This is a genomic window from Streptomyces sp. NPDC001927 (assembly GCF_053594455.1).
This window is the reverse complement of the sequence record NZ_JBSFEN010000005.1, coordinates 100,172-119,655: the sequence shown is the minus strand read 5'-3', so window position 1 is coordinate 119,655 and position 19,484 is coordinate 100,172. Positions and strand designations below refer to the sequence as shown.

At 73.1% G+C, this 19,484-nt stretch carries 21 protein-coding genes; 5 read left to right on the top strand and 16 right to left on the bottom strand.

What is annotated here, in order from left to right; translation table 11 throughout:
* Positions 1 to 83 precede the first annotated feature (83 nt).
* On the top strand, positions 84 to 1,268 hold the full coding sequence (locus ACWCO8_RS14520; protein ID WP_451032489.1) for a THUMP-like domain-containing protein: 1,185 nt from the start codon (positions 84 to 86) through the stop codon (positions 1,266 to 1,268).
* Positions 1,269 to 1,290: 22 nt separating this feature from the next.
* Here ACWCO8_RS14520 and ACWCO8_RS14515 read toward each other — a convergent pair whose 3' ends face one another.
* The 8 genes from ACWCO8_RS14515 to tsaB all read right to left on the bottom strand — a co-directional run bounded on the left by ACWCO8_RS14515 (position 1,291) and on the right by tsaB (position 7,141).
* Positions 1,291 to 1,908 (bottom strand): hypothetical protein, encoded by a 618-nt coding sequence (locus ACWCO8_RS14515; RefSeq protein ID WP_362013696.1) that lies wholly within the window; start codon positions 1,906 to 1,908, stop codon positions 1,291 to 1,293.
* Between the two features lie 10 nt (positions 1,909 to 1,918).
* Positions 1,919 to 3,220: an RNA polymerase sigma factor gene (locus ACWCO8_RS14510; protein ID WP_451032488.1), complete on the bottom strand. Its 1,302-nt coding sequence runs from the start codon at positions 3,218 to 3,220 to the stop codon at positions 1,919 to 1,921.
* Between the two features lie 33 nt (positions 3,221 to 3,253).
* The gene (locus tag ACWCO8_RS14505) at positions 3,254 to 3,610 is read right to left on the bottom strand and encodes a YciI family protein (protein ID WP_362013692.1); all 357 of its coding nucleotides are present in this window, start codon (positions 3,608 to 3,610) and stop codon (positions 3,254 to 3,256) included.
* Positions 3,611 to 3,707: 97 nt separating this feature from the next.
* Positions 3,708 to 4,565 (bottom strand): polysaccharide deacetylase family protein, encoded by an 858-nt coding sequence (locus ACWCO8_RS14500; RefSeq protein ID WP_451032487.1) that lies wholly within the window; start codon positions 4,563 to 4,565, stop codon positions 3,708 to 3,710.
* Between the two features lie 36 nt (positions 4,566 to 4,601).
* Positions 4,602 to 4,856, bottom strand: a complete 255-nt coding sequence (locus tag ACWCO8_RS14495; protein ID WP_362013688.1) for a hypothetical protein — start codon at positions 4,854 to 4,856, stop codon at positions 4,602 to 4,604.
* Positions 4,853 to 5,965: a tRNA (adenosine(37)-N6)-threonylcarbamoyltransferase complex transferase subunit TsaD gene (gene tsaD / locus ACWCO8_RS14490; protein WP_451032486.1), complete on the bottom strand. Its 1,113-nt coding sequence runs from the start codon at positions 5,963 to 5,965 to the stop codon at positions 4,853 to 4,855. Before tsaD ends, ACWCO8_RS14495 begins: the two co-directional genes overlap by 4 nt.
* The gene (rimI, locus tag ACWCO8_RS14485; RefSeq protein ID WP_362013890.1) at positions 5,955 to 6,446 is read right to left on the bottom strand and encodes a ribosomal protein S18-alanine N-acetyltransferase; all 492 of its coding nucleotides are present in this window, start codon (positions 6,444 to 6,446) and stop codon (positions 5,955 to 5,957) included. The genes tsaD and rimI overlap by 11 nt, the downstream gene beginning before the upstream one ends.
* A 38-nt stretch (positions 6,447 to 6,484) precedes the next feature.
* Positions 6,485 to 7,141 carry a tRNA (adenosine(37)-N6)-threonylcarbamoyltransferase complex dimerization subunit type 1 TsaB gene (tsaB, locus tag ACWCO8_RS14480; protein WP_451032485.1) on the bottom strand — a complete coding sequence of 219 codons (657 nt, stop codon included), beginning with the start codon at positions 7,139 to 7,141 and terminating at the stop codon, positions 6,485 to 6,487.
* 105 nt (positions 7,142 to 7,246) lie between these two features.
* Here tsaB and ACWCO8_RS14475 point away from each other — a divergent pair, with 105 nt between their 5' ends.
* Positions 7,247 to 7,810: a hypothetical protein gene (locus tag ACWCO8_RS14475; protein ID WP_451032484.1), complete on the top strand. Its 564-nt coding sequence runs from the start codon at positions 7,247 to 7,249 to the stop codon at positions 7,808 to 7,810.
* 40 nt (positions 7,811 to 7,850) lie between these two features.
* Here the strand turns inward: ACWCO8_RS14475 and ACWCO8_RS14470 are convergent, their stop codons facing one another.
* From ACWCO8_RS14470 to ACWCO8_RS14450, 5 genes are all read right to left on the bottom strand, one after another.
* A complete protein-coding gene (locus tag ACWCO8_RS14470; RefSeq protein ID WP_451032483.1) occupies positions 7,851 to 7,991 on the bottom strand; it encodes a hypothetical protein in 141 nt (46 codons plus the stop codon).
* 214 nt (positions 7,992 to 8,205) lie between these two features.
* On the bottom strand, positions 8,206 to 8,715 hold the full coding sequence (gene tsaE / locus ACWCO8_RS14465) for a tRNA (adenosine(37)-N6)-threonylcarbamoyltransferase complex ATPase subunit type 1 TsaE (RefSeq protein WP_451032482.1): 510 nt from the start codon (positions 8,713 to 8,715) through the stop codon (positions 8,206 to 8,208).
* A 10-nt stretch (positions 8,716 to 8,725) separates the two neighbouring features.
* Positions 8,726 to 9,898, bottom strand: a complete 1,173-nt coding sequence (locus ACWCO8_RS14460) for an alpha/beta fold hydrolase (protein ID WP_362013678.1) — start codon at positions 9,896 to 9,898, stop codon at positions 8,726 to 8,728.
* 36 nt (positions 9,899 to 9,934) lie between these two features.
* Positions 9,935 to 11,083: an alanine racemase gene (gene alr / locus ACWCO8_RS14455; protein ID WP_451032481.1), complete on the bottom strand. Its 1,149-nt coding sequence runs from the start codon at positions 11,081 to 11,083 to the stop codon at positions 9,935 to 9,937.
* 593 nt (positions 11,084 to 11,676) lie between these two features.
* Positions 11,677 to 13,158 (bottom strand): NAD(P)H-hydrate dehydratase, encoded by a 1,482-nt coding sequence (locus ACWCO8_RS14450; protein WP_451032480.1) that lies wholly within the window; start codon positions 13,156 to 13,158, stop codon positions 11,677 to 11,679.
* A 127-nt stretch (positions 13,159 to 13,285) separates the two neighbouring features.
* Between ACWCO8_RS14450 and ACWCO8_RS14445 the strand changes: the two genes are divergently transcribed.
* Together ACWCO8_RS14445 and ACWCO8_RS14440 are read left to right on the top strand one after the other, a co-directional pair.
* On the top strand, positions 13,286 to 13,843 hold the full coding sequence (locus tag ACWCO8_RS14445; protein ID WP_451032479.1) for a hypothetical protein: 558 nt from the start codon (positions 13,286 to 13,288) through the stop codon (positions 13,841 to 13,843).
* Complete coding sequence (locus tag ACWCO8_RS14440; protein ID WP_451032478.1) at positions 13,840 to 15,192, top strand: YncE family protein; 1,353 nt, start codon at positions 13,840 to 13,842, stop codon at positions 15,190 to 15,192. Before ACWCO8_RS14445 ends, ACWCO8_RS14440 begins: the two co-directional genes overlap by 4 nt.
* A 128-nt stretch (positions 15,193 to 15,320) precedes the next feature.
* On the opposite strand, the gene ACWCO8_RS14435 is transcribed toward ACWCO8_RS14440, so the two are convergent.
* From ACWCO8_RS14435 to ACWCO8_RS14425, 3 genes are read right to left on the bottom strand one after another with little or no spacing between them, the layout of a single operon-like run.
* Positions 15,321 to 15,689 carry a holo-ACP synthase gene (locus tag ACWCO8_RS14435; RefSeq protein ID WP_362013670.1) on the bottom strand — a complete coding sequence of 123 codons (369 nt, stop codon included), beginning with the start codon at positions 15,687 to 15,689 and terminating at the stop codon, positions 15,321 to 15,323.
* 4 nt (positions 15,690 to 15,693) lie between these two features.
* Complete coding sequence (glmS, locus tag ACWCO8_RS14430; RefSeq protein WP_451032477.1) at positions 15,694 to 17,541, bottom strand: glutamine--fructose-6-phosphate transaminase (isomerizing); 1,848 nt, start codon at positions 17,539 to 17,541, stop codon at positions 15,694 to 15,696.
* Between the two features lie 39 nt (positions 17,542 to 17,580).
* Positions 17,581 to 18,330 (bottom strand): hypothetical protein, encoded by a 750-nt coding sequence (locus ACWCO8_RS14425; RefSeq protein WP_451032476.1) that lies wholly within the window; start codon positions 18,328 to 18,330, stop codon positions 17,581 to 17,583.
* 172 nt (positions 18,331 to 18,502) lie between these two features.
* Between ACWCO8_RS14425 and coaA the strand changes: the two genes are divergently transcribed.
* Positions 18,503 to 19,480 (top strand): type I pantothenate kinase, encoded by a 978-nt coding sequence (gene coaA / locus ACWCO8_RS14420; protein ID WP_451032475.1) that lies wholly within the window; start codon positions 18,503 to 18,505, stop codon positions 19,478 to 19,480.
* Positions 19,481 to 19,484 lie beyond the last annotated feature (4 nt).

Here is a 19,484-nt window from a genome sequence, read left to right as displayed (position 1 = left end):
TGGCGCCGCATCCTGTCAGCGGATCGACCCGCACGGCCGTCGACACCGCCACCCGACCCGCACCATCCCCCGGCTGGCCCACAATGGGACGGGTGACCGACCTCGCCGACTTCACCGCCCTGCTCGCCCCCGAGGGCCAGACGCTGCTCGCCGCCCTGCGCGACTACGACCCCGCCCAGGAGCTGGCCGTCGCCTCCCGGCTGCGCCGCGAGCACCCCGCCGAACTGGTCTCGGCCGCCCTCGGGCAGGCCCGGCTGAGGCAGCGCGCGGTGGCGAAGTTCGGCGCCGAGGACGCGTACCGGATGTACTTCACCCCGCACGGCGTAGAGCAGTCGACCCGGGCGACGGTCGGGACCTACCGCGCGGAGCGGCTCCGCGCGCTCGGGGTGCGCTCGGTGGCCGACCTGTGCGGCGGGATCGGCGGGGACGCCCTCGCCTTCGCCCGGGCCGGGATCGCGGTCCTGGCCGTCGACCGCGACCCGCTGACGGCGGCGGCCGCCCGCGCCAACGCCGAGGCGCTCGGGCTCGCCGAGCTGATCGAGGTGCGGTGCGCGGACGTGACCGAGATCGACACGAGCCCGTACGACGCCGTCTTCGTGGACCCGGCGCGGCGTGGCGGCCGGGGCAGGATCTTCGACCCGGAGGCGTACTCGCCGCCGCTCTCCTGGGCGGTCGAGGCCGCCCGCAAGGCCCCGCACGCGGCGCTGAAGATCGCCCCGGGCATCCCGCACGAGGCGGTGCCGGAGGAGGCCGAGGCGGAGTGGATCTCGGACGGCGGGGACGTGAAGGAGGCCGTGCTCTGGTTCGGCACCTCCCCCGGCGCGCGCCGCGCGACCCTCCTGCCCGCCGGCGCGAGCCTGACCGGGCGCGGCCTGCCCGACCCGGCGGTGCGCCCGCTCGGGCGGTACCTCTACGAGCCGGACGGCGCCGTCATCCGCGCGCACCTGGTCGCGGAGGTCGCCGAAGAGCTGTCCGGCGGCCTGATCGACGAGACGATCGCGTACGTCACGGCGGACGCCCTCACGCCGACCCCGTTCGCCACGGCGTACGAGATCACCGACGAACTCCCCTTCAACCTGAAGAAGTTGAAGGCCCTGCTGCGCGAGCGCGAGGTCGGCACGCTGACGGTGAAGAAGCGCGGTTCGGCGGTCGAGCCGGAGGAGATCCGCCGCCGGGTCAAGCCGAAGGGCCCGAACGCCGCCACGGTCTTCCTGACCCGCGTCGCGGGCGCGCCGACGATGCTGATCGGCGGACCGGCGAAAGCCTGAGCCCTGGGCTCCGGCGTAGGCCCTAGGCCACCAGCCGGACCGCCAGCCGGTAGTGGTTGATCGCCTTCGTCGCGCCGATCAGGCCGTTGATCCAGAGTCCGAGCGCCGCCCCCATGAGGTAGGTGACCAGCCCGTATCCGCCGCGTCCCGGGCCGACCAGCTCCGCGGGCGCGGCAAGGGAGACCCAGAGGCCGACGGCGCAGAAGGCGAACGAGACCAGCAGCCAGACCGTGCTCAGCACGGGCTCGCGCAGCCGCGCGTCGGCCTCGCGGTCGCCGTCCAGGGCGGCCCACAGGACCAGCCGCTCCCGCGCCTGGCGGTCGCGGCGGAAGCCCCGGGCGAGGAAGAAGACGGCGGGGACCACGGCACAGAGCCCGAAGGCCACGAAGAAGCAGGCGAACAGGCCCGAGAACGGGTCGAGGGACTCGTCCAGCATGATGAACCCGGCGCCGCAGATCCCCCAGCCGAGCTGGAGGGTCGCCACCCACGCCAGGAAGACCGACAGCCGGGCTCCGCCCAGCAGACGGCGGTTCAGCTCGGCCATCGCCCGCCCCCGGTCGGCCAGTCGGGCCTCACGGTCGGGCCAGCTCTGTATCTCGGCGGGCGGCGGAGGGGGAGGCAGGGGGGCGCGTGGGGACATACCGCCGACCCTATCGAGCCTCCGACGCGCCCCGCCCGTCCGCCCGTTCGACCCGATCCGCAGCCCGCTTCGGATCCGCACGTTCCGCCCGCTCCCGCAGAAGCTCCCGCTCCCGCTCGTTACGGGTCAGCGAGGCCGCCCGTTCGAACTCGGCGCGGGCCTCGGTCGGTCGGCCGAGGCGGGACAGCAGGTCGCCGCGGACGCTCGGCAGCAAGTGGTAGCCGGTCAGGGCGCCTTCGGCCGCCAGGGCGTCGACGAGGGCGAGGCCGGCCTCCGGCCCCTCGGCCATCGAGACGGCGACCGCGCGGTTCAACTCGACCACCGGGGACGGCGCGACGGCCGCGAGCCGCCCGTAGAGACCGGCGATCGTCCGCCAGTCCGTCTCCTCGTACGTGGCCGCCTTCGCGTGGCAGGCGGCGATGGCGGCCTGGAGGGCGTACGGACCGTACGGACCGCACTCGGCGGCCCGCGCGAGGGCCTCGAAGCCGCGGAGGATGAGCCGCCGGTCCCAGCGGCTCCGGTTCTGCTCGGCGATCAGGACCGGCTTCCCGTCCGGCCCCGTCCGGGCCGCCGTCCGCGAGGCCTGGATCTCCAACAGGGCCGCCAGGCCGTGGACTTCGCCCTCCTTCGGCATGAGCCCCGCGAGCACCCGGGCGAGGCGCAGCGCGTCCTCGCAGAGCGCGGGGCGCAGCAGGTCGTCGCCCGCCGTCGCCGCGTACCCCTCGTTGAAGATCAGGTAGATGACGTCCAGGACCGAGCCGAGCCGGGCCGCCCGCTCCTCCCCGTACGGCACCTCGAACTCCACGCCCGCCTTCGCCAGCGTCCGCTTCGCCCGGACGATCCGCTGCGCGACCGTCGCCTCCGGTACGAGGAAGGCGCGGGCGATCTCGTCCGTGCGCAGGCCGCCGACGAGCCGCAGGGTCAGCGCGGTCCGCGCCTCCGCGGTGAGCACCGGGTGGCAGGAGGTGAAGATCAGCCGCAGCAGGTCGTCGTCGATGTCACCGGGCCCGGACGGCTCCGGGTCGTAGGAGGCCTCCGGCAGCTCCCGGCCGACCTCGGCCAGCTTGCGCGCGTACGTCTCACGGCGCCGTACGAGGTCCACGGCACGGTTCTTCGCGGCGGCCGTCAGCCATGCCCCCGGCCGGTCCGGCACGCCCGTGCGGGGCCACTGCTCCAGGGCGGCGACGAAGGCGTCCTGGGCGATCTCCTCGGCGATGCCGACGTCACGGACGATCCGCGCGACGGCGGCGATGATCCGCGGCGACTCCATCCGGAAGACGGTCTCGACGGCGCCGGGGGCGGGTGCGGTCATGGATCAACCATGACACCACCCGCCCCGGCCGCGTCACATCTCTTCGATCTCGCGCACCTCGCAGCCCACCTTCCACTGCGGCGGGTGGACCTCGAGGAACCGCTTCGCCCACTCGGTCGCCTCGGCCAGGTCACGGCACTGGGTGATCGAGTAGCCGCCGATGACCTCCTTGGTCTCGGTGAACGGGCCGTCGGTGTACGAGATCGTCCCGCCCTCCCAGACGACGCGCTTGCCCTCCTTGGTCGGCTTCAGCCCGGCCGTCTCCAGCATCACGCCGGCCTTGGTGATCTCCTCGAAGAGCGCGCCCATGCGCTCGTCGAACCCGGGGTCGGCGTCCTCCATCTCGAAGGAGCCCTCTTCGATCCGGATCATCGTCAGGTAGCGGGGCATGGTCGTTCTCCTTGCGTGGCGGGCGGGGCCGTTCCCCGCCTTTCACTCATACGTCGAACGGGCTCGGCCCGCATCGACACCACGAGGAGAAATCTTTTTAGACGTAGTCCTCCAGGCGGGCCACCGTGAAGCCCTGCTCCTGGATGTGGCGGAGCATGTTGGCCGTCATCCGGGTCATCGTCGTGCCCTTGAGCTCGGCCGGGCCCCGGAAGTGGGCCAGGATGATGTCGCCGGGGTGCAGCTTCTTGTCGCCGCGCTGGTACTGCATGTTCTTGATCTGCATCGACTCGCGCCACAGCACGATCGCGTCCACGCCGCACGCGCCGGCGGCCGCGCGGGTGTCCTCGTTCCAGTTGCCGTAGGGCGGGCGGAAGAGGCGCGGGGTCGTCCCGTACTCCTTCTCCAGCTTCGTCTGCTGGCCGCATATCTCGTGCTGTTGGGCGGACCGGCCGAGGGTGCGGAGATTGGGGTGGGTGAGGGTGTGGTTGGCGACGCCGTTGCCGAGGGCGGTGAGCGGCTTGAAGTAGCCGTAGTCGGCGCGTATCGCGGAGTCGGTGAGGAACATCGTCACCGGAACCTTGAGCTCCTCCATCATCTTCACGAACTCGGGGTCCTTCTCGGCCCCGTCGTCGATCGTGATGAAGACGACCTTGTCCTCGGTCGGTATGTCGCTGATGACGGGGACCGGCTCCCCGGGCTTCCGCGTCACCGGCTTGGTCCGCGGCGGGGCGGGCGGCGCGGCGAAGGGCTTCAGGCCCCACTTCTTGTACGCGGCGGAGGCCTGGGCGGCCTGATCGGGGGCTTTGCCGTCGGCGGGGGCCGTCGTGGGCGAGGCCGGTCTCGTGGGAGCGGTCGCGGTGTCCGCTCCGGCCGTGCCGCCGCAGCCGGATATGAGCAGTGCGGCGGCGGTCAGTGCCGCCCAGGTCACGATCTTCTTGTCCACGCCGAGAGTCACGCCGTGGAGGATGCGATACGGGACCTGCGGGTTCCCTCAGTCCACGGCCTCGAAGCGCCAGCGGTGCACCGGCCGGGTGACCAGGTCCGCCGCCGGCTCGGGCAGCTCCGGCAGCTCGGCGTCGAGCGCCTCCGCGTCCCACCAGGTCAGGACGAGCACCCGGTCCTGCGGGGCGCGGAAGGACTCGCGGCGCAGCGGCTCGTGGGCGAGCTCCTGCGCCCGCGCCCACTCCAGGAGCTCGGCGCCCCGGCCCTGGACGGCCCGCGCCTCCCACATCAGGGCGACCCTCATGAGTAGAGGTTCTCCTTGCTGGTCTCGTGCACGTGGTCGTGGTCGTGCGCGTGCCCGTGAGCCGCGCCCGGCACGTGCGGGTCCGTCACCGGAAGCGACGAGTCCGCCGACAGCTCCCAGTCGGAGGCCGGCCGGTTGCGGGCGACCATCTCCGCGCCCAGGGCCGCCACCATCGCGCCGTTGTCGGTGCACAGCTTGGGCCGGGGCACCCGCAGCCGGATACCGGCCCGCTCGCACCGCTCCTGCGCCAGCGCACGCAGCCGCGAGTTGGCCGCGACCCCGCCGCCGATCATCAGGTGGTCGACGCCCTCGTCCTTGCAGGCCCGTACGGCCTTACGGGTGAGCACGTCGACGACGGCCTCCTGGAAGGACGCCGCCACGTCCCGTACCGGCACCTCCTCGCCCGCCGCGCGCTTGGCCTCGATCCAGCGGGCGACCGCGGTCTTCAGGCCGGAGAAGGAGAAGTCGTACGCGGGGTCCTTGGAGCCGGACAGGCCGCGCGGGAAGTTGATCGCCTTCGGGTCGCCCTCCTTGGCGAGCCGGTCGATGACCGGGCCGCCGGGGAAGCCGAGGTCGAGGACGCGCGCGATCTTGTCGAAGGCCTCGCCGGCCGCGTCGTCGATGGTCGCGCCCATCGGCCGGACGTCGGCGGTGATGTCCGGGGCGAGCAGCAGCGAGGAGTGCCCGCCGGAGACGAGCAGCGCCATGGTGGGCTCGGGCAACGGGCCGTGCTCCAGCTGGTCGACGCAGATGTGCGAGGCCAGGTGGTTCACGCCGTACAGCGGCTTGCCGAGCGCGTACGCGTACGCCTTCGCCGCCGAGGTGCCGACGAGCAGCGCACCGGCCAGGCCGGGGCCGGCGGTGACGGCGATGCCGTCGAGGTCGCGGGCCGAGACGCCGGCTTCCTTCAGGGCGCGCTCGATGGTCGGGACCATGGCCTCCAGGTGCGCGCGGGAGGCGATCTCGGGCACGACGCCGCCGAAGCGGGCGTGGGTGTCGACGCTGGAGGCGATGGCGTCGGCGAGCAGCGTCGTCCCCCGGACGATACCGACGCCGGTCTCGTCGCAGGAGGTCTCGATGCCGAGTACGAGCGGTTCGTCAGCAGCCATCGGAATCAGTCTCAGTTCCAGTTTCGGTTTCGGTCTCGGTTGCCTGGACGGTCAGTCGCATGACGAGCGCGTCGACGTTGCCCGGCTGGTAGTAGCCGCGCCGGAAGCCGATCGGCTCGAAGCCGAAGCGCTCGTACAGCTTCTGGGCCCGGGTGTTGTCCACCCGTACCTCGAGCAGCACCTCGTCGCATTCGAACGCGGTGGCGTGCTGGAGGAGGTCGGTGAGGAGCCGGGCGCCGAGCCCGGTGCCCCACTGGTCGCGGGCGACGGCGATCGTCTGGACGTCGCCGAGGCCGCCGGCGGCGGCGAGCCCGGCGTACCCGACGAGCTTCCCCTCGGCCTCCGCCACCACATAGCGGCGGGTGGCGGCGGGCCCGCGTGCGTGGGCCAGCTCGGACCAGAACATCCCCTCGGACCAGGCGTCCTCGGGGAACAGCTCGTGTTCGAGGACGAGCACGGGCGCGATGTCCCACCAGCGCATCTCGCGCAGGACGGCGCCGCTCGTGGACGTCACGGCGGTCACTTGGGCGTGACCACCTTGTAGTTCTTCGGCACCTGGGCGTCGGGGCGGCGCAGGTACATCGGCAGCGGGTCGAGGAAGCCGTCGCCGCCCGCGGCGATCCGCTCCGCCGCCAGGGCGGCGAGCGCGCCCGCCGACTGGTGCTCGGGGTCGCGGGCGTCGGGGAAGACCTCGGGGTACAGGCGGGCGCCCGCGCCGACGACCGGCAGCCCGGCGACCTGCTCGGCGATCTCGGCGGGCCGGTCGACGGCCGCGTCGGTGACGCGCGTACGAGAGTTCTCGTACCGCGCCCAGTAGACCTCCTTGCGGCGCGCGTCCGTCGCGACGACGAACGGCTCCTCGATCCCGGAGGCGTACGCGAGCCCGTCCAGCGTGCACAGGCCGTGCACGGGCACGCCGAGGGCGGAGGAGAAGGTCGCGGCCGTGACGAGCCCGACGCGCAGTCCGGTGTACGGCCCCGGCCCCACGCCGACGACGATGCCGGTGACCGCGTCGAGCTTCAGCCCGGCCTCGGCGAGGACCCGGTCGACGGCGGGCAGCAGCAGCTCCCCGTGGCGGCGGGCGTCGATCTGCCGCGACTCGGCGACGACGGAGTCGCCGTCGTGGAGGGCGACGGTGACGGCGGGTGTGGCGGTATCCATGGCGAGCAAGAGCACGCAAACAGCCTACGGCTCCCGGGCGGTCCGCACGGCGCCCCGTCCCGGTGGCCCGCGACTGCTACCGTCACGACCGATACGTACGTACGAAAGGTGGGCAGCAGGGTGGCACGGAGCAGCTCGGGATTCGTGGCCGGGCTCACGGCGGCGGCGATCGCCGCGGTCGCCTTCCTCGCCTACCAGGCGTCGGCGAACGCTCCGGCGGACGTCTCGGCCAAGCCGACGGCCCCGAGCACGGCGCCCTCGACGGCCCCGACCGGCGGCCCCAAGAAGCCCGTGAAGGACCCGCTCGCCGTTCCGGCTGACTCGGGCACCGGCGCGCGCGTGGTGTACGCGCTCACCGAGCGCCGGGTGTGGCTGGTGGACGCGAAGGGCCAGGCCACGTCGTCCTTCTCGGTCATGCCGAGCACGGTCCACCCGGCCCCGGGGGCGTACAAGGTGACGTCCCGCTCGGGTTCGGTCACCGGCTCGGACGGCGTGCAGATCGAGCACGTGGTGCGGTTCACGACGGAGCAGGACGTCTCGATCGGCTTCAGCGCGGCAGTCGACGGCACACTGCCCAAGCCGGACCCGACGCGGAAGACGGGCGGCATCCGGATGAAGCGCGCGGACGGGGACGCGATGTGGACGTTCGCGTCGATCGGCGCGAAGGTCGTCGTCGTTCCGTAGGACGCTTGACGTCTTACGGGACTGGCCTCACCCGTACGGGTTACGCAGCCTCGCGCTCGGCCCCGAGGATCCCCTGCTCGCGCGACGGCTCGGCGGCGTCCGTTTCCTGCGTGTGCTCGGGGGTGCGCGGGGGTGTCGACACCGCTTCCGCCGCGGCACAGGACGCCAGCAGCTCGCTCATCGACGTGCCCCTCCGCGGCCGCGCTTCCGCGTGCTCGCGCTCCGGCGTCGCCATGCATGCCTCCCGTAGGTTAGGTTCACCTAACCAGCTCGTGCATCCATGTCACCACGGCGCGTGGGGCCGACGCAACATCTTGCCGACACCTTGTCGGAACCTACGTACGTTCAGCTCAAAGCGGTCACCTCGGGACTCGCACCGGGTCGCGCCTCGGGACTCAGCTCAGCGCGAGGTCCTCCGTCGCCCACCGCGTACCGATCCCGCGCAGCACCACCGTGCGCCGGTCGTCGTCCGTGTCGCCGACGACCCGGTGGATGAGCACGTGCAGCCGGTCGTCCGTGAGGTCCTCGACCTTGCCGTCGCCCCACTCCACGACGACCACGGACTCGGGCAGCGAGACGTCCAGGTCGAGGTCCTCCATCTCGTCGAGGCCGCCGCCCAGGCGGTACGCGTCGACGTGGACCAGCGCGGGCCCGCCGACCAGGGACGGGTGGACGCGGGCGATGACGAAGGTCGGGGAGGTGACGGCGCCGCGCACGCCGAGGCCCTCGCCGAGGCCGCGGGTGAGGGTGGTCTTCCCGGCGCCGAGCTCGCCGGTGAGCATGACGAGGTCGCCGGGGCGGAGCAGCTTGGCGAGGCGGCGGCCGAGCTCCTGCATCGCCTCGGGCGAGTCGATGTCGAGGTGGGCGGTGGAGTGCGGGGTTTCCACGGCGTGCGGTTCTTCCATACGGCCCAACCTAGCTGTTGCCGGCCCCCGCGTTCGCCGCCGTCGCGGGCACCGCTCCGACCTTCGCGAGGAGGTCGGCGAGCCGGTCCGTCACGGCTTCCGGGTGCTCCAGCATCACCAGGTGCCCGGCGTCGGGCACGATGACCAGCTCGGCGTCCGGGAGCAGATCGGCGATGGCCTCCGTGTGCGAGCTGGGGGTGACGAGGTCGCGGTCACCGGCGAGGGCGAGGACGGGCAGGTCGCGGAAGGCCGCGAGCGCGGCCGCCTTGTCGTGCTCGGCGAAGGCCGGGTAGAACTCCGCGACCACGTCGATCGGGGTGGCCTCGATCATCCGCTCCGCGAAGCGGGCGACGGCGGGGTCGACCTCGCGGGACGAGAACGAGTACTTCTTGATCAGCCCGGCGAACAGGTCGGCCGTGGCCCTGCGCCCCCGCTCGACGAGTTCCGCCTGCGAACCGAGGGCCTTCAGGACGCCCGGCAGGACCCGCCGCACCGCGTTGACCCCGGCCATCGGCAGTCCGTAGTTCACCTCGCCCAGCTTCCCCGCCGACGTACCGACGAAGGCGACGCCGACGACCCGCTCGCGGATCAGCTCCGGGTAGCGGTCGGCGAGCGCCATGATCGTCATGCCGCCCATCGAGTGCCCGACCAGGACCAGGGGTCCTTCGGGGGCGGCGGCGTCGATGACGGCCCTGAGGTCGCGGCCCAGCTGGTCGATGGAGACCGGCAGGCCGTCGGGCCCGGACTGGGCGCGGCCGCGCTCGGACCGTCCGTGGCTGCGCTGGTCCCAGTAGACGGTACGGACGAGGCCGCGCAGGGCCGCGCGCTGGAAGTGCCAGGAGTCCTGGCCGAGGCAGTAGCCGTGGCTGAAGACGACGGTGACGGGCGCGGGCGCCTTGCGGCCGAAGAGCCGCCGGCGGCGGGGCGCGGGGGCGTCCGACTCGACCTCGTCGACCTCGTAGTACAGCGCGGTGCCGTCGTCGGCGGGCGCCTTGCCGGGGGTGCCGCGCAGGGAGCCGTAGGGCGCGGAGGCGTCGAGGGCGAGCCGGGCCTTCTGCCGCATGCCGCGCCCGACGGTGAGCCGCTCGATGGCCACGCCGGCCGCCGCGCCGGCGGCCAGGACGCCTATCGCGGCACCGGCGAGCCCGGCACGCCGCCAGTTGTCGGTGCTGGACTCACTCACTGACGCTCCCTGTTGGATAGGTCCTTACTCGTTCGCTTACCCGTTCACATAGACGCGCGGAACGCGGGCGCCGATGCGGGTGACGATCTCGTACGCGATGGTGTCGGCGGCCTGGGCCCAGTCCTCGGCGGTGGGCTCGCCCCGGTCGCCGGGGCCGAAGAGCACGGCCTCGGCACCGGGCTCGACGGCGTCGCCGCCGAGGTCGACGACGAACTGGTCCATGGCGACCCGCCCGGCCACCCGCCGGATCCGGCCGCCGACGAGGACGGGGCCGCGTCCGGAGGCGTGGCGCGGGACGCCGTCGGCGTACCCGAGCGGGATGAGCCCGAGGGTGGTCTCGCTCGGGGTGACGTAGTGGTGCCCGTAACTGACCCCGTGCCCGGCGGGCACGTCCTTGACGAGCGCGACGCTGCCGATGAGCGACATGACGGGCCGCAACCCGAAGTCGGCAGGGGTGCCGACTTCGGGACTGGGCGATACGCCATACATGGCGATCCCGGGCCGAACAAGATCGAAGTGGGTCTCGGGGAGGGTGAGGGTGGCCGGGGAGTTGGCGATGTGCCGCACTTCGGGCTCGACGCCGGCCTTCTCGGCGTAGTCGAGCATCGAGCGGAAGACGTCGAGCTGGGAGGCGATGGAGGGGTGGCCGGGCTCGTCGGCGCAGGCGAAGTGCGACCAGAGCCCGGTGACGGTGACGAGCCCGTCCTTCTGGGCCTTGAGGGCCTCACCGACGAGTTCGGGCCAGTCGGCGGGCTGACACCCGTTGCGCCCGAGCCCGGTATCGGCCTTGAGCTGAATACGAGCGGGCGTCCCGCACTCCAGTGCGGCTTGGACAACCTCCCGAAGGGCCCACATCCCACTGACGGTCATGTCGAGCCCGGCCTCGATGCCCTCGGCCCAGGGGTCGCCCGGGGTCCAGAGCCAGCACAGGATCCGCGCGTCGGTGATCCCGGCGGCCCGCAGCGCGAGCGCCTCGTGCGGGGTGGCGGTGCCGATCCAGGTGGCGCCCGCTTCGAGCGCGGCGCGGGCGCAGCGGAGGGCGCCGTGGCCGTACGCGTCGGCCTTGACCACGGCCATCACCTGGACGTGGGGCGCGACGCGGGCACGCAGCGTACGAACGTTCGCACGCAGCGCACCGAGGTCGATCTCGGCGCGGGCTCGTCGGGGCGGCGGTGTCTCAGTCATCGCGCCCAGTCTCTCAGGTGTCAGCTCCAGGGCCGCTTACCTCCGCTGTAGCCCCGGTCACCCTTACACCCCTCGGCGTGGCTCAGCCGCCGCCCCCACGCTTACCGACGGGCCAACCGGACCTGCGCGGCACCACGCAACGGGCCCCGCCCACAGCCGATGCCCCTACCCCGATCCACGGCACGAACCCGCCGCGCCCCGGCAGGGGTTCGGGGCCCGTGCCCCGGCCCCTGCGAAGCCGCCGCGCCTTCCGCAGCGCGCCCCCCACACCCACCGCGGCGCGAAGCCGCCACATCCGTGCGGGAGTCAGAGCCGTGCCCCCACCCCGGCCCGAAGCCGCCGCGATCCCGGAGAGGTTCGAGGCCGTGCCCCCTCCCCCACCGCGGCGCGCGAAGCCGCCGCGTCCCCCGCAGGGGTCCGGGGCCGTACACCCCACACCCACCCCGCGCGCCCCGCAGGGACTCAGGACCGTAACCCCCACCGCGGCGCGAAGCCGCCGCGCCCCCTCAGGGGGCCCGGGGCACAGCCCCACCCCCACCCCGCCCCTCCCCAGCCCCCGGCAGGGTTTCGGGAAGGGGTGGGGTGGGGGCCTCCTACCCGGACACCACGTCGCGCCACGCGGCCGGCAGGGCCTCCGCCACGTCGCCCGCCACGATCGGCGCGCCGGCCGACGTACCGGCCGACGTCCCCGACATGCCCCCCGACACGCCCCCGGCCGACGCGCGCCGCGCCGCCAGCCCGTGGAGGTACGCCGCCGCCGAGCCCGCGTCACGTGCACGCAGGCCCGCCGCCAGTAGGGAGCCCGCCAGGCCAGACAGGACGTCGCCGCTGCCCGCCGTCGCCAGCCAGGACGTGCCCGTCGGGTTCACCCGTACCGGACCCGACTCGTCCGCCACCAGCGTCGTCGAGCCCTTCAGGAGCACCGTCGCCCCGAAGCGCCCCGCCAGCTCCCGTACGGCCGCGAGGCGCTCCGCCTCCACCGACTCCCGTGAGACACCCAGCAGCGCCGCCGCCTCGCCCGCGTGCGGGGTGAGCAGGGTCGGTGCCGTGCGCGCCCGTACCGCCGTCGCGTCGAGGCCCGCGAGCCCGTCCGCGTCCACCAGGACCGGTACGTCCGAGGCGAGGACCTCCGCGACCCCCGACCGCTCGTCGCCGAGGCCCGGCCCGACCACCCACGCCTGGACCCGGCCCGCCTTCCCGGGCGACCCCGCCTGCACCAGCGCCTCCGGGTGGCGCGCGATCACCGCGTCCCCGGCCGGCCCCACGTACCGCACCGCCCCCGCACCGCCCCGCAGCGCGCCGGTCACCGCGAGCACCGCCGCGCCCGGGTAGCGCGCGGAGCCGGCCACGACGCCGACCACACCGCGCCGGTACTTGTCGCTCTCCGCGCCCGGCACGGGCAACAGCCGTGCCACGTCCTCGTGTTGCAGCGCCTCGAAGTCCGGCACCGACGGCAGGGTCTCCCCGAGCCCGATGTCCACGAGCCGCAGCGCCCCCGCGTACTCGCGCGCCGGGTCGATGAGCAGACCCGGCTTGTACGCCCCGAAGGTCACCGTCGCGTCCGCCCGCAGCGCCTCCCCCGCGACCCGCCCCGTGTCGGCGTCCACGCCGCTCGGCAGGTCGACGGCGACCACGACCGCGTCCGAGCCGCGCGCGGCCCGCGCGACCGGGACCGCGTCCGGACGCAAGCCCCCCTGCCCGCCGATCCCGGTGATCCCGTCGACGACCAGATCGGCCACGGCGAGCGCCTCGAACGGGTCCTCCGCCACCCGCCCCCCGGCGGCGAGCAGCGCGGCGAGCCCGCGCTCGTGGGCCCGCGCGCCGAGCAGGACGGCCGTCACACCCGCCCCGCGCCGCGCGAGCCGGACGCCCGCGTAGAGGGCGTCGCCGCCGTTGTCCCCGCTGCCGACGAGCAGCACGACCCTGGCCCCGTACACATGGCCCCGGCCGAGCAGCGACAGGCACGCGGCGGCGAGCCCCGCCGCCGCCCGTTGCATGAGCGCGCCTTCGGGCAGCGCTGCCATCAGCTCGGCCTCGGCGGCCCGTACGGTCTCCACGCGGTAAGCGGTACGCATGCCCGCAGTCTGCCCCACCCGCCAAGCCCCGTCCCGGAAGCGAGGGTTGACGCCCCCTCACCGATCAACTTAGGTTTGCCTTACCTAACCAGGCATCACACCTCGCTCAGGGAAGGCCTCCTCCGCCATGCGCACCATCAGCCGCACCGCGCTCACCCTCGCCTCCGCCGCCGCGCTCACCCTCGGCCTCGCCTCCACCGCCTCCGCCGCGACCGCAGGCCGGACCGTCACCGACGGCTCCCGCACCTACAACCTCTCCCTCACCGCACCCGCCACCGCCCCCGCGGCCGGCGCCAACGTCACCGTCAGCGGCTCCGGTTACAACCCCGACCAGGGCGTCTACGTCGGCCTCTGCGCGATACCCGCGGGGGTGAACCCGGCCGATCCGGCCACCTGGAACAGCAAGCCCACACCCTGCCTCGGCGGCCAGGACCAGTCGGGCACGACCGGCGCGTCGCACTGGGTGAACAGCGACTGGTACTGGCTCTCGCCCTCCAATTCCTCCCCGTACACGGAATCGGCCGGCCTCGGCTCGTTCAGCGTCCAGATCCACGTCAAGGCGAAGATCTCCGACACCGTCACCTGCGGCCAGTCCGGCGTGAACTGCGCGATCGTCACCCGCGCGGACCACTACGACAGCGCGGACCGGAAGTACGACGTCTACATCCCGGTGACCTTCCAGTGAGAAACGCCCTGACCCTGGCCGCCGCCGTCGCCGTCGCCCTCACGGGCACGGCGGTGGCGGCGCCCGCCCCGTCGACCACCACCGCCCCCGCGACGCACGAGAACGTACGCACCATCCGCCCGCCCCTCGGCGACGCCCTCGACGCCGAGGTCGACCCGGCCGCCGACCGCCTCTACGTGAGCAGCAGCGACGGCACGGCCCACCGCCTCAGCACGTACGACACGGCCACCGGCACCCTCGTCGGCGAACCCGTCGCCCTCCCCGCCCCGGCCACGGTGCTCGCCCTCGGCGGCTCCGGCCGGCTGTACCTGGGCCTGTCCACCCGTATCGCCGCGTACGACCCGACGAGCCGCACACTCGCGGACGACGTCGTCCCGGTCACGGGCAGCGTCTCGCTGCTCGCGGCGGACCCGGGGCAGGGACGCCTCTACGTCGGCAACCAGGCCGCCAAGTCGGTGACGGTGTACGACACCGGAACGGCCCGGGCGGTCGCCGAGCCCGTGGTCCTGCCGTTCCACCCCGCGGGCCTGGCCGTCGACACGGTCCACCACACCGGGTACGCGACGTACGTGGGCGGCGCGATGGAGAACGGCTCCGTCGTCTACAAGAACGTCCTCAACGCCGTCGACGGGACGACCGGACGCCTCACGGGCACGGTGAGCCTCGGCTCGACGGCGCTCGGCAGCATGGGCGTGGCGGTCGACCCGACGACCCGCACGGGATACGTCGCGAACCTGGCGGCCGGCACGGTCTCGGCCGTCGACCTGACGGCTCAGAAGGTGACCGGCACGATCCCGGTCGAGGGCAACCCGAAGGCCCTCGCGTACGACCCGGGCACCAAGACCCTGTACGCGGCCCAGACCGGCGCCTCCGCGGTGGCGGTCGTGGACCCGGAGCGGGCGGCGGTGACGGAGACGATCACGACAGGGGAACGCCCGTCGGCCCTGGCACTCGACACGGAGGCCCACACGCTCTACACGGTGGCGGGAGGCTCGATCACCCAGACCCAACGCCGCACACCAGAACCGGAGCCTGAGCCGACGCCGACGACCCCGACTCCCACACCGACGGCGCCCACGCCCACCACCGACCCGAGCAGCCCGGCCCCCACAGAGCCGACAGAGCCGACACAGCCCACGGATTCCACGACGCCCGTACCGCCGTCCACACCAGCACCACCCGACACCGGCACCGGCACCGTAGGCGGCGGTGACGGCACCAACAGCCTCGCCGCAACCGGCAGCACCGTCCTCCCGACCGCCCTCGCCGCCACCGCTCTCGCCGTCCTCGGCGGAGCCACCGTCCTGCTCACCCGCCACCGCACCCGACGGAAGCCCAAGCGGCCCTAAGGCAGGCGGCCACGAACGCGCGCGCCCACTCCCGTGGCCCCGGTCCGCGCGCGAACCCGGGGGCCCTGCCCGGCCGATAGGCGACCAGGCAGGGCCCCCGGACCCACGCCCTCACCCCGCCCCGGCGCTCACCCCTCCGCGATCACCACCGCCGACGCGACGCCCGCGTCATGGCTGAGCGAGACGTGCCAGTGGCGGACGCCCAGCTCCGCCGCGCGGGCCGCGACCGTGCCACGGACGCGCAGCCGGGGCTGGCCGCTGGACTCGACGTAGACCTCCGCGTCCGTCCAGTGCAGGCCCGCCGGCGCGCCGAGGGCCTTGGCCACGGCCTCCTTGGCGGCGAAGCGGACCGCGAGGGACGCGGTGCCGCGCCGCTCGCCGCTCGGCAGCATCAGCTCGCGCTCGACGAAGAGACGGCGCAGCAGCCCCGGCGTCCGTTCGATCGACGCCGCGAAGCGGTCGATCTCCGCCACGTCGATCCCCACCCCGATGATCATTCGCTCACTCCACGGTCACAGATTTCGCCAGGTTCCGCGGCTGGTCCACCTCGTTGCCCCGCGCGGTCGCGAGTTCGCAGGCGAAGACCTGCAGCGGCACGGTGGAGACCAGCGGCTGAAGCAGCGTAGGCGTTGCCGGGATGCGGATCAGATGGTCGGCGTACGGGACGACGGTCTCGTCGCCCTCCTCCGCGATCACGATGGTCCGCGCTCCGCGCGCCCGGATCTCCTGGATGTTGGAGACGATCTTGTCGTGCAGGACCGACCGCCCGCGCGGTGACGGCACGACCACCACCACCGGCAGGTCCTGCTCGATGAGGGCGATCGGCCCGTGCTTCAGCTCGCCCGCCGCGAAGCCCTCGGCGTGCATGTACGCGAGTTCCTTGAGCTTCAGCGCGCCTTCGAGGGCCACGGGGTAGCCGACGTGCCGGCCGAGGAAGAGCACGGTGTCCTTGTGGGCGAGCGAGCGGGCGAGGGCGCGCACCGGCTCCATGGTCTCCAGGACGCGCTCGACCTCGTCGGCGATCCGGGCGAGGTCGCGGATGACGGCGTGGATCTCGTCGCCCCACTTGGTCCCGCGCACCTGCCCGAGGTACAGCGCGAGCAGATAGCAGGCCACGAGCTGGGTCAGAAACGCCTTCGTCGACGCGACGGCGACCTCGGGCCCCGCGTGTGTGTAGAGCACGGCGTCGGACTCGCGCGGGATGGTCGACCCGTTGGTGTTGCAGACGGCGAGTACCTTGGCGCCCTGTTCGCGCGCGTGGCGCAGCGCCATGAGCGTGTCCATGGTCTCGCCGGACTGGGAGATCGCGATGACGAGGGTCCGCTGGCCGAGGATGGGGTCGCGGTAGCGGAACTCGCTGGCCAGCTCCACCTCGCAGGGGATCCTGGTCCAGTGCTCGATGGCGTACTTCGCGATCATCCCGGCGTGGAAGGCCGTGCCGCACGCGATGATCACGATCTTGTCGGCCTCGCGCAGGACCGCGTCGGGGATGCGCACCTCGTCGAGCCGGAGCCGGCCCTCCCCGTCGATGCGGCCGAGCAGCGTGTCGGCGACGGCCTTCGGCTGCTCGGCGATCTCCTTGAGCATGAAGTAGTCGTAGCCGCCCTTCTCGGCGGCCGAGGCGTCCCAGTCGACGTGGTACGCCCGTACGTCGGCGGGGGTGCCGGCGAAGTCGGTGACCTCGACGCCCTCCCGGGTCAGCTTCACGACCTGGTCCTGGCCCAGTTCGATGGCCGCGCGGGTGTGCGCGATGAACGCGGCCACGTCCGAGGCGAGGAAGAACTCGCCCTCGCCGACGCCCACGACCAGGGGCGAGTTCCGCCGGGCCCCGACGACGACGTCCGGCTCGTCCGCGTGCACGGCGACCAGGGTGAACGCCCCGTCGAGCCGCCGGCACACCAGCCGCATCGCCTCCGCGAGGTCCCCGCAGGAGGAGAACTCCTCGGCGAGCAGATGGGCGACGACCTCGGTGTCCGTCTCGGACGCGAGATCGTGCCCCCGCTCCTCCAGCTCCGCGCGCAGGGCGGCGAAGTTCTCGATGATCCCGTTGTGGACGACGGCCACCCGTCCCGCGTTGTCGAGATGCGGGTGCGCGTTGGTGTCGGTCGGCCCGCCGTGGGTGGCCCAGCGGGTGTGTCCGATACCGGTGGAGCCGCTCGACAGCGGCCGGTCCACCAGCTCCTTCTCCAGGTTGACGAGCTTGCCCGCCTTCTTGGCCGCGGCGAGACCTCCGTCGGAGAGCACCGCGACACCGGCCGAGTCGTAGCCCCGGTACTCGAGCCGCTTGAGGCCCGCGATCACCACATCAAGCGCCGACTGCCCGCCGACGTACCCCACGATTCCGCACATGACGGCAGCCTACGACCGAAAAGGGGCGGACGTCCCGACTCAGCCGAGCTTGGCCGCCTGCGCGTCGATGACGGCCTTGGGGAGCGCCTTGACCTGACCGCCGAGGCTGATGGTGGAGAGGGACGCCAGCGTGTTGCCCTTGCGGAAGACGACGAGCTTGGTGACGAACGGCTTCCCCTCCATGTCGACGGTGACGGTCCAGGCCTGCGCCTCCTCACCGGCGGCCACGGCCTCCGGGGCGACCTTGGTGACCTTGGTCTTCTCGCCACTCGCGTTGACCGTGAACCCGGCGGCGCACTCGGTCCCGGCGGTCTTGAGGGAGGCGAAGGCCTTCTCGGCACCCTGACCACCGTACGAACCGAGGGTCACGGAGGTCACCGGGGCGGCGAGCGCGCCCATGATGTCCTCCGGCGAAGCCGAGGTGTCCTTGCGCGCCTCGATCGTCTTGCGGTGGACGCTGGCGCCCGGGTCCCCGGGAGCGACGGACGACACGGCCTCGGCGAGCGGCTCACAGGCCGCCTTGTCGGCGCCGACGTCCCCGGTGTTCAGCACCTCGGCCGGCTTGGCCTTCTGCACCTGGTGGCCCTTGAGGTCGGCCTGCTCGACGATGAGCTTCTCCAACTCGGCGGCGGAGAGCGCCTTCACGTCGGGAGCCGCGTCGGCGGACGCGGAGGCGTCGTTGTCGCCCTTCAGCTTGCCGTCGTTCGCGTCCCCGCCGCAGGCGGTGAGCAGCAGCCCGAGCGAGGCGGCGGTGACGGTGGCGGCGGCGATTCTGATGGACGTACGCATACGGATGTAACCTTCTGTCCCTTTGTGCCGCCCCGGGCGGCGTCCCCCCGCGTGAAGTCCACAGCCCACGCGGCCATGTGCATGCTCACGGTAGAGCAAGGGTCCGACAACAGGATTTCCGCGTGACCGAGCCCACGGCCCACAACCACCCCGCAGCACCGACAATGGCGGGGTGATCACTTCGCCGCCACGAAGCCAGCGCCGGCCTCCCGAGGCCACGCCCTATGTCGACCTCACCCGGGACGAGTGGAGCGCGCTGCGGGACAAGACACCGCTGCCGCTCTCCGCCGAGGAGGTCGAGCGGCTCCGGGGACTCGGTGACGTCATCGACCTCGACGAGGTCAGGGACATCTATCTGCCGCTGTCCCGGCTGCTCAATCTGTACGTCCAGGCGACCAGCGGGCTGCGCGGCGCGCTCAACACCTTCCTCGGGGAGAAGGCGGAGCAGCGCGGGACGCCCTTCGTCATAGGGGTCGCCGGCTCCGTCGCCGTCGGCAAGTCCACCGTGGCCCGTCTCCTCCAAGCGCTCCTCGCCCGCTGGCCGGAGCACCCGCGCGTGGAGCTGGTCACCACCGACGGCTTCCTCTACCCGATGGAGGAGCTGAAGGCGCGCGGCCTGATGTCCCGCAAGGGTTTCCCCGAGTCGTACGACCGCAGGGCCCTGACCCGGTTCGTCGCCGACATCAAGGCCGGCAAGGACGAGGTCACCGCCCCGGTCTACTCCCACCTCATCTACGACATCGTGCCGGGCGAGCGGCTCGTGGTCCGCCGCCCCGACATCCTGATCGTGGAGGGGCTCAACGTCCTCCAGCCGGCCCTGCCCGGCAAGGACGGCCGCACGCGCGTGGGCCTCGCCGACTACTTCGACTTCTCGGTGTACGTGGACGCCCGGCCCGAGGACATCGAGGCCTGGTACCTCAACCGGTTCCGCCGGCTGCGCGAGACCGCGTTCCAGAACCCGTTCTCGTACTTCCAGAAGTACACCCAGGTCTCCGAGGAGGAGGCCCTGGACTACGCCCGCACGATGTGGCGGACCATCAACAAGGTGAACCTGCTGGAGAATGTGGCGCCGACGCGCGGCCGGGCGACCCTCGTCGTCCGCAAGGGCCCGGACCACAAGGTGCAGCGTCTGTCCCTGCGCAAACTATGAATCC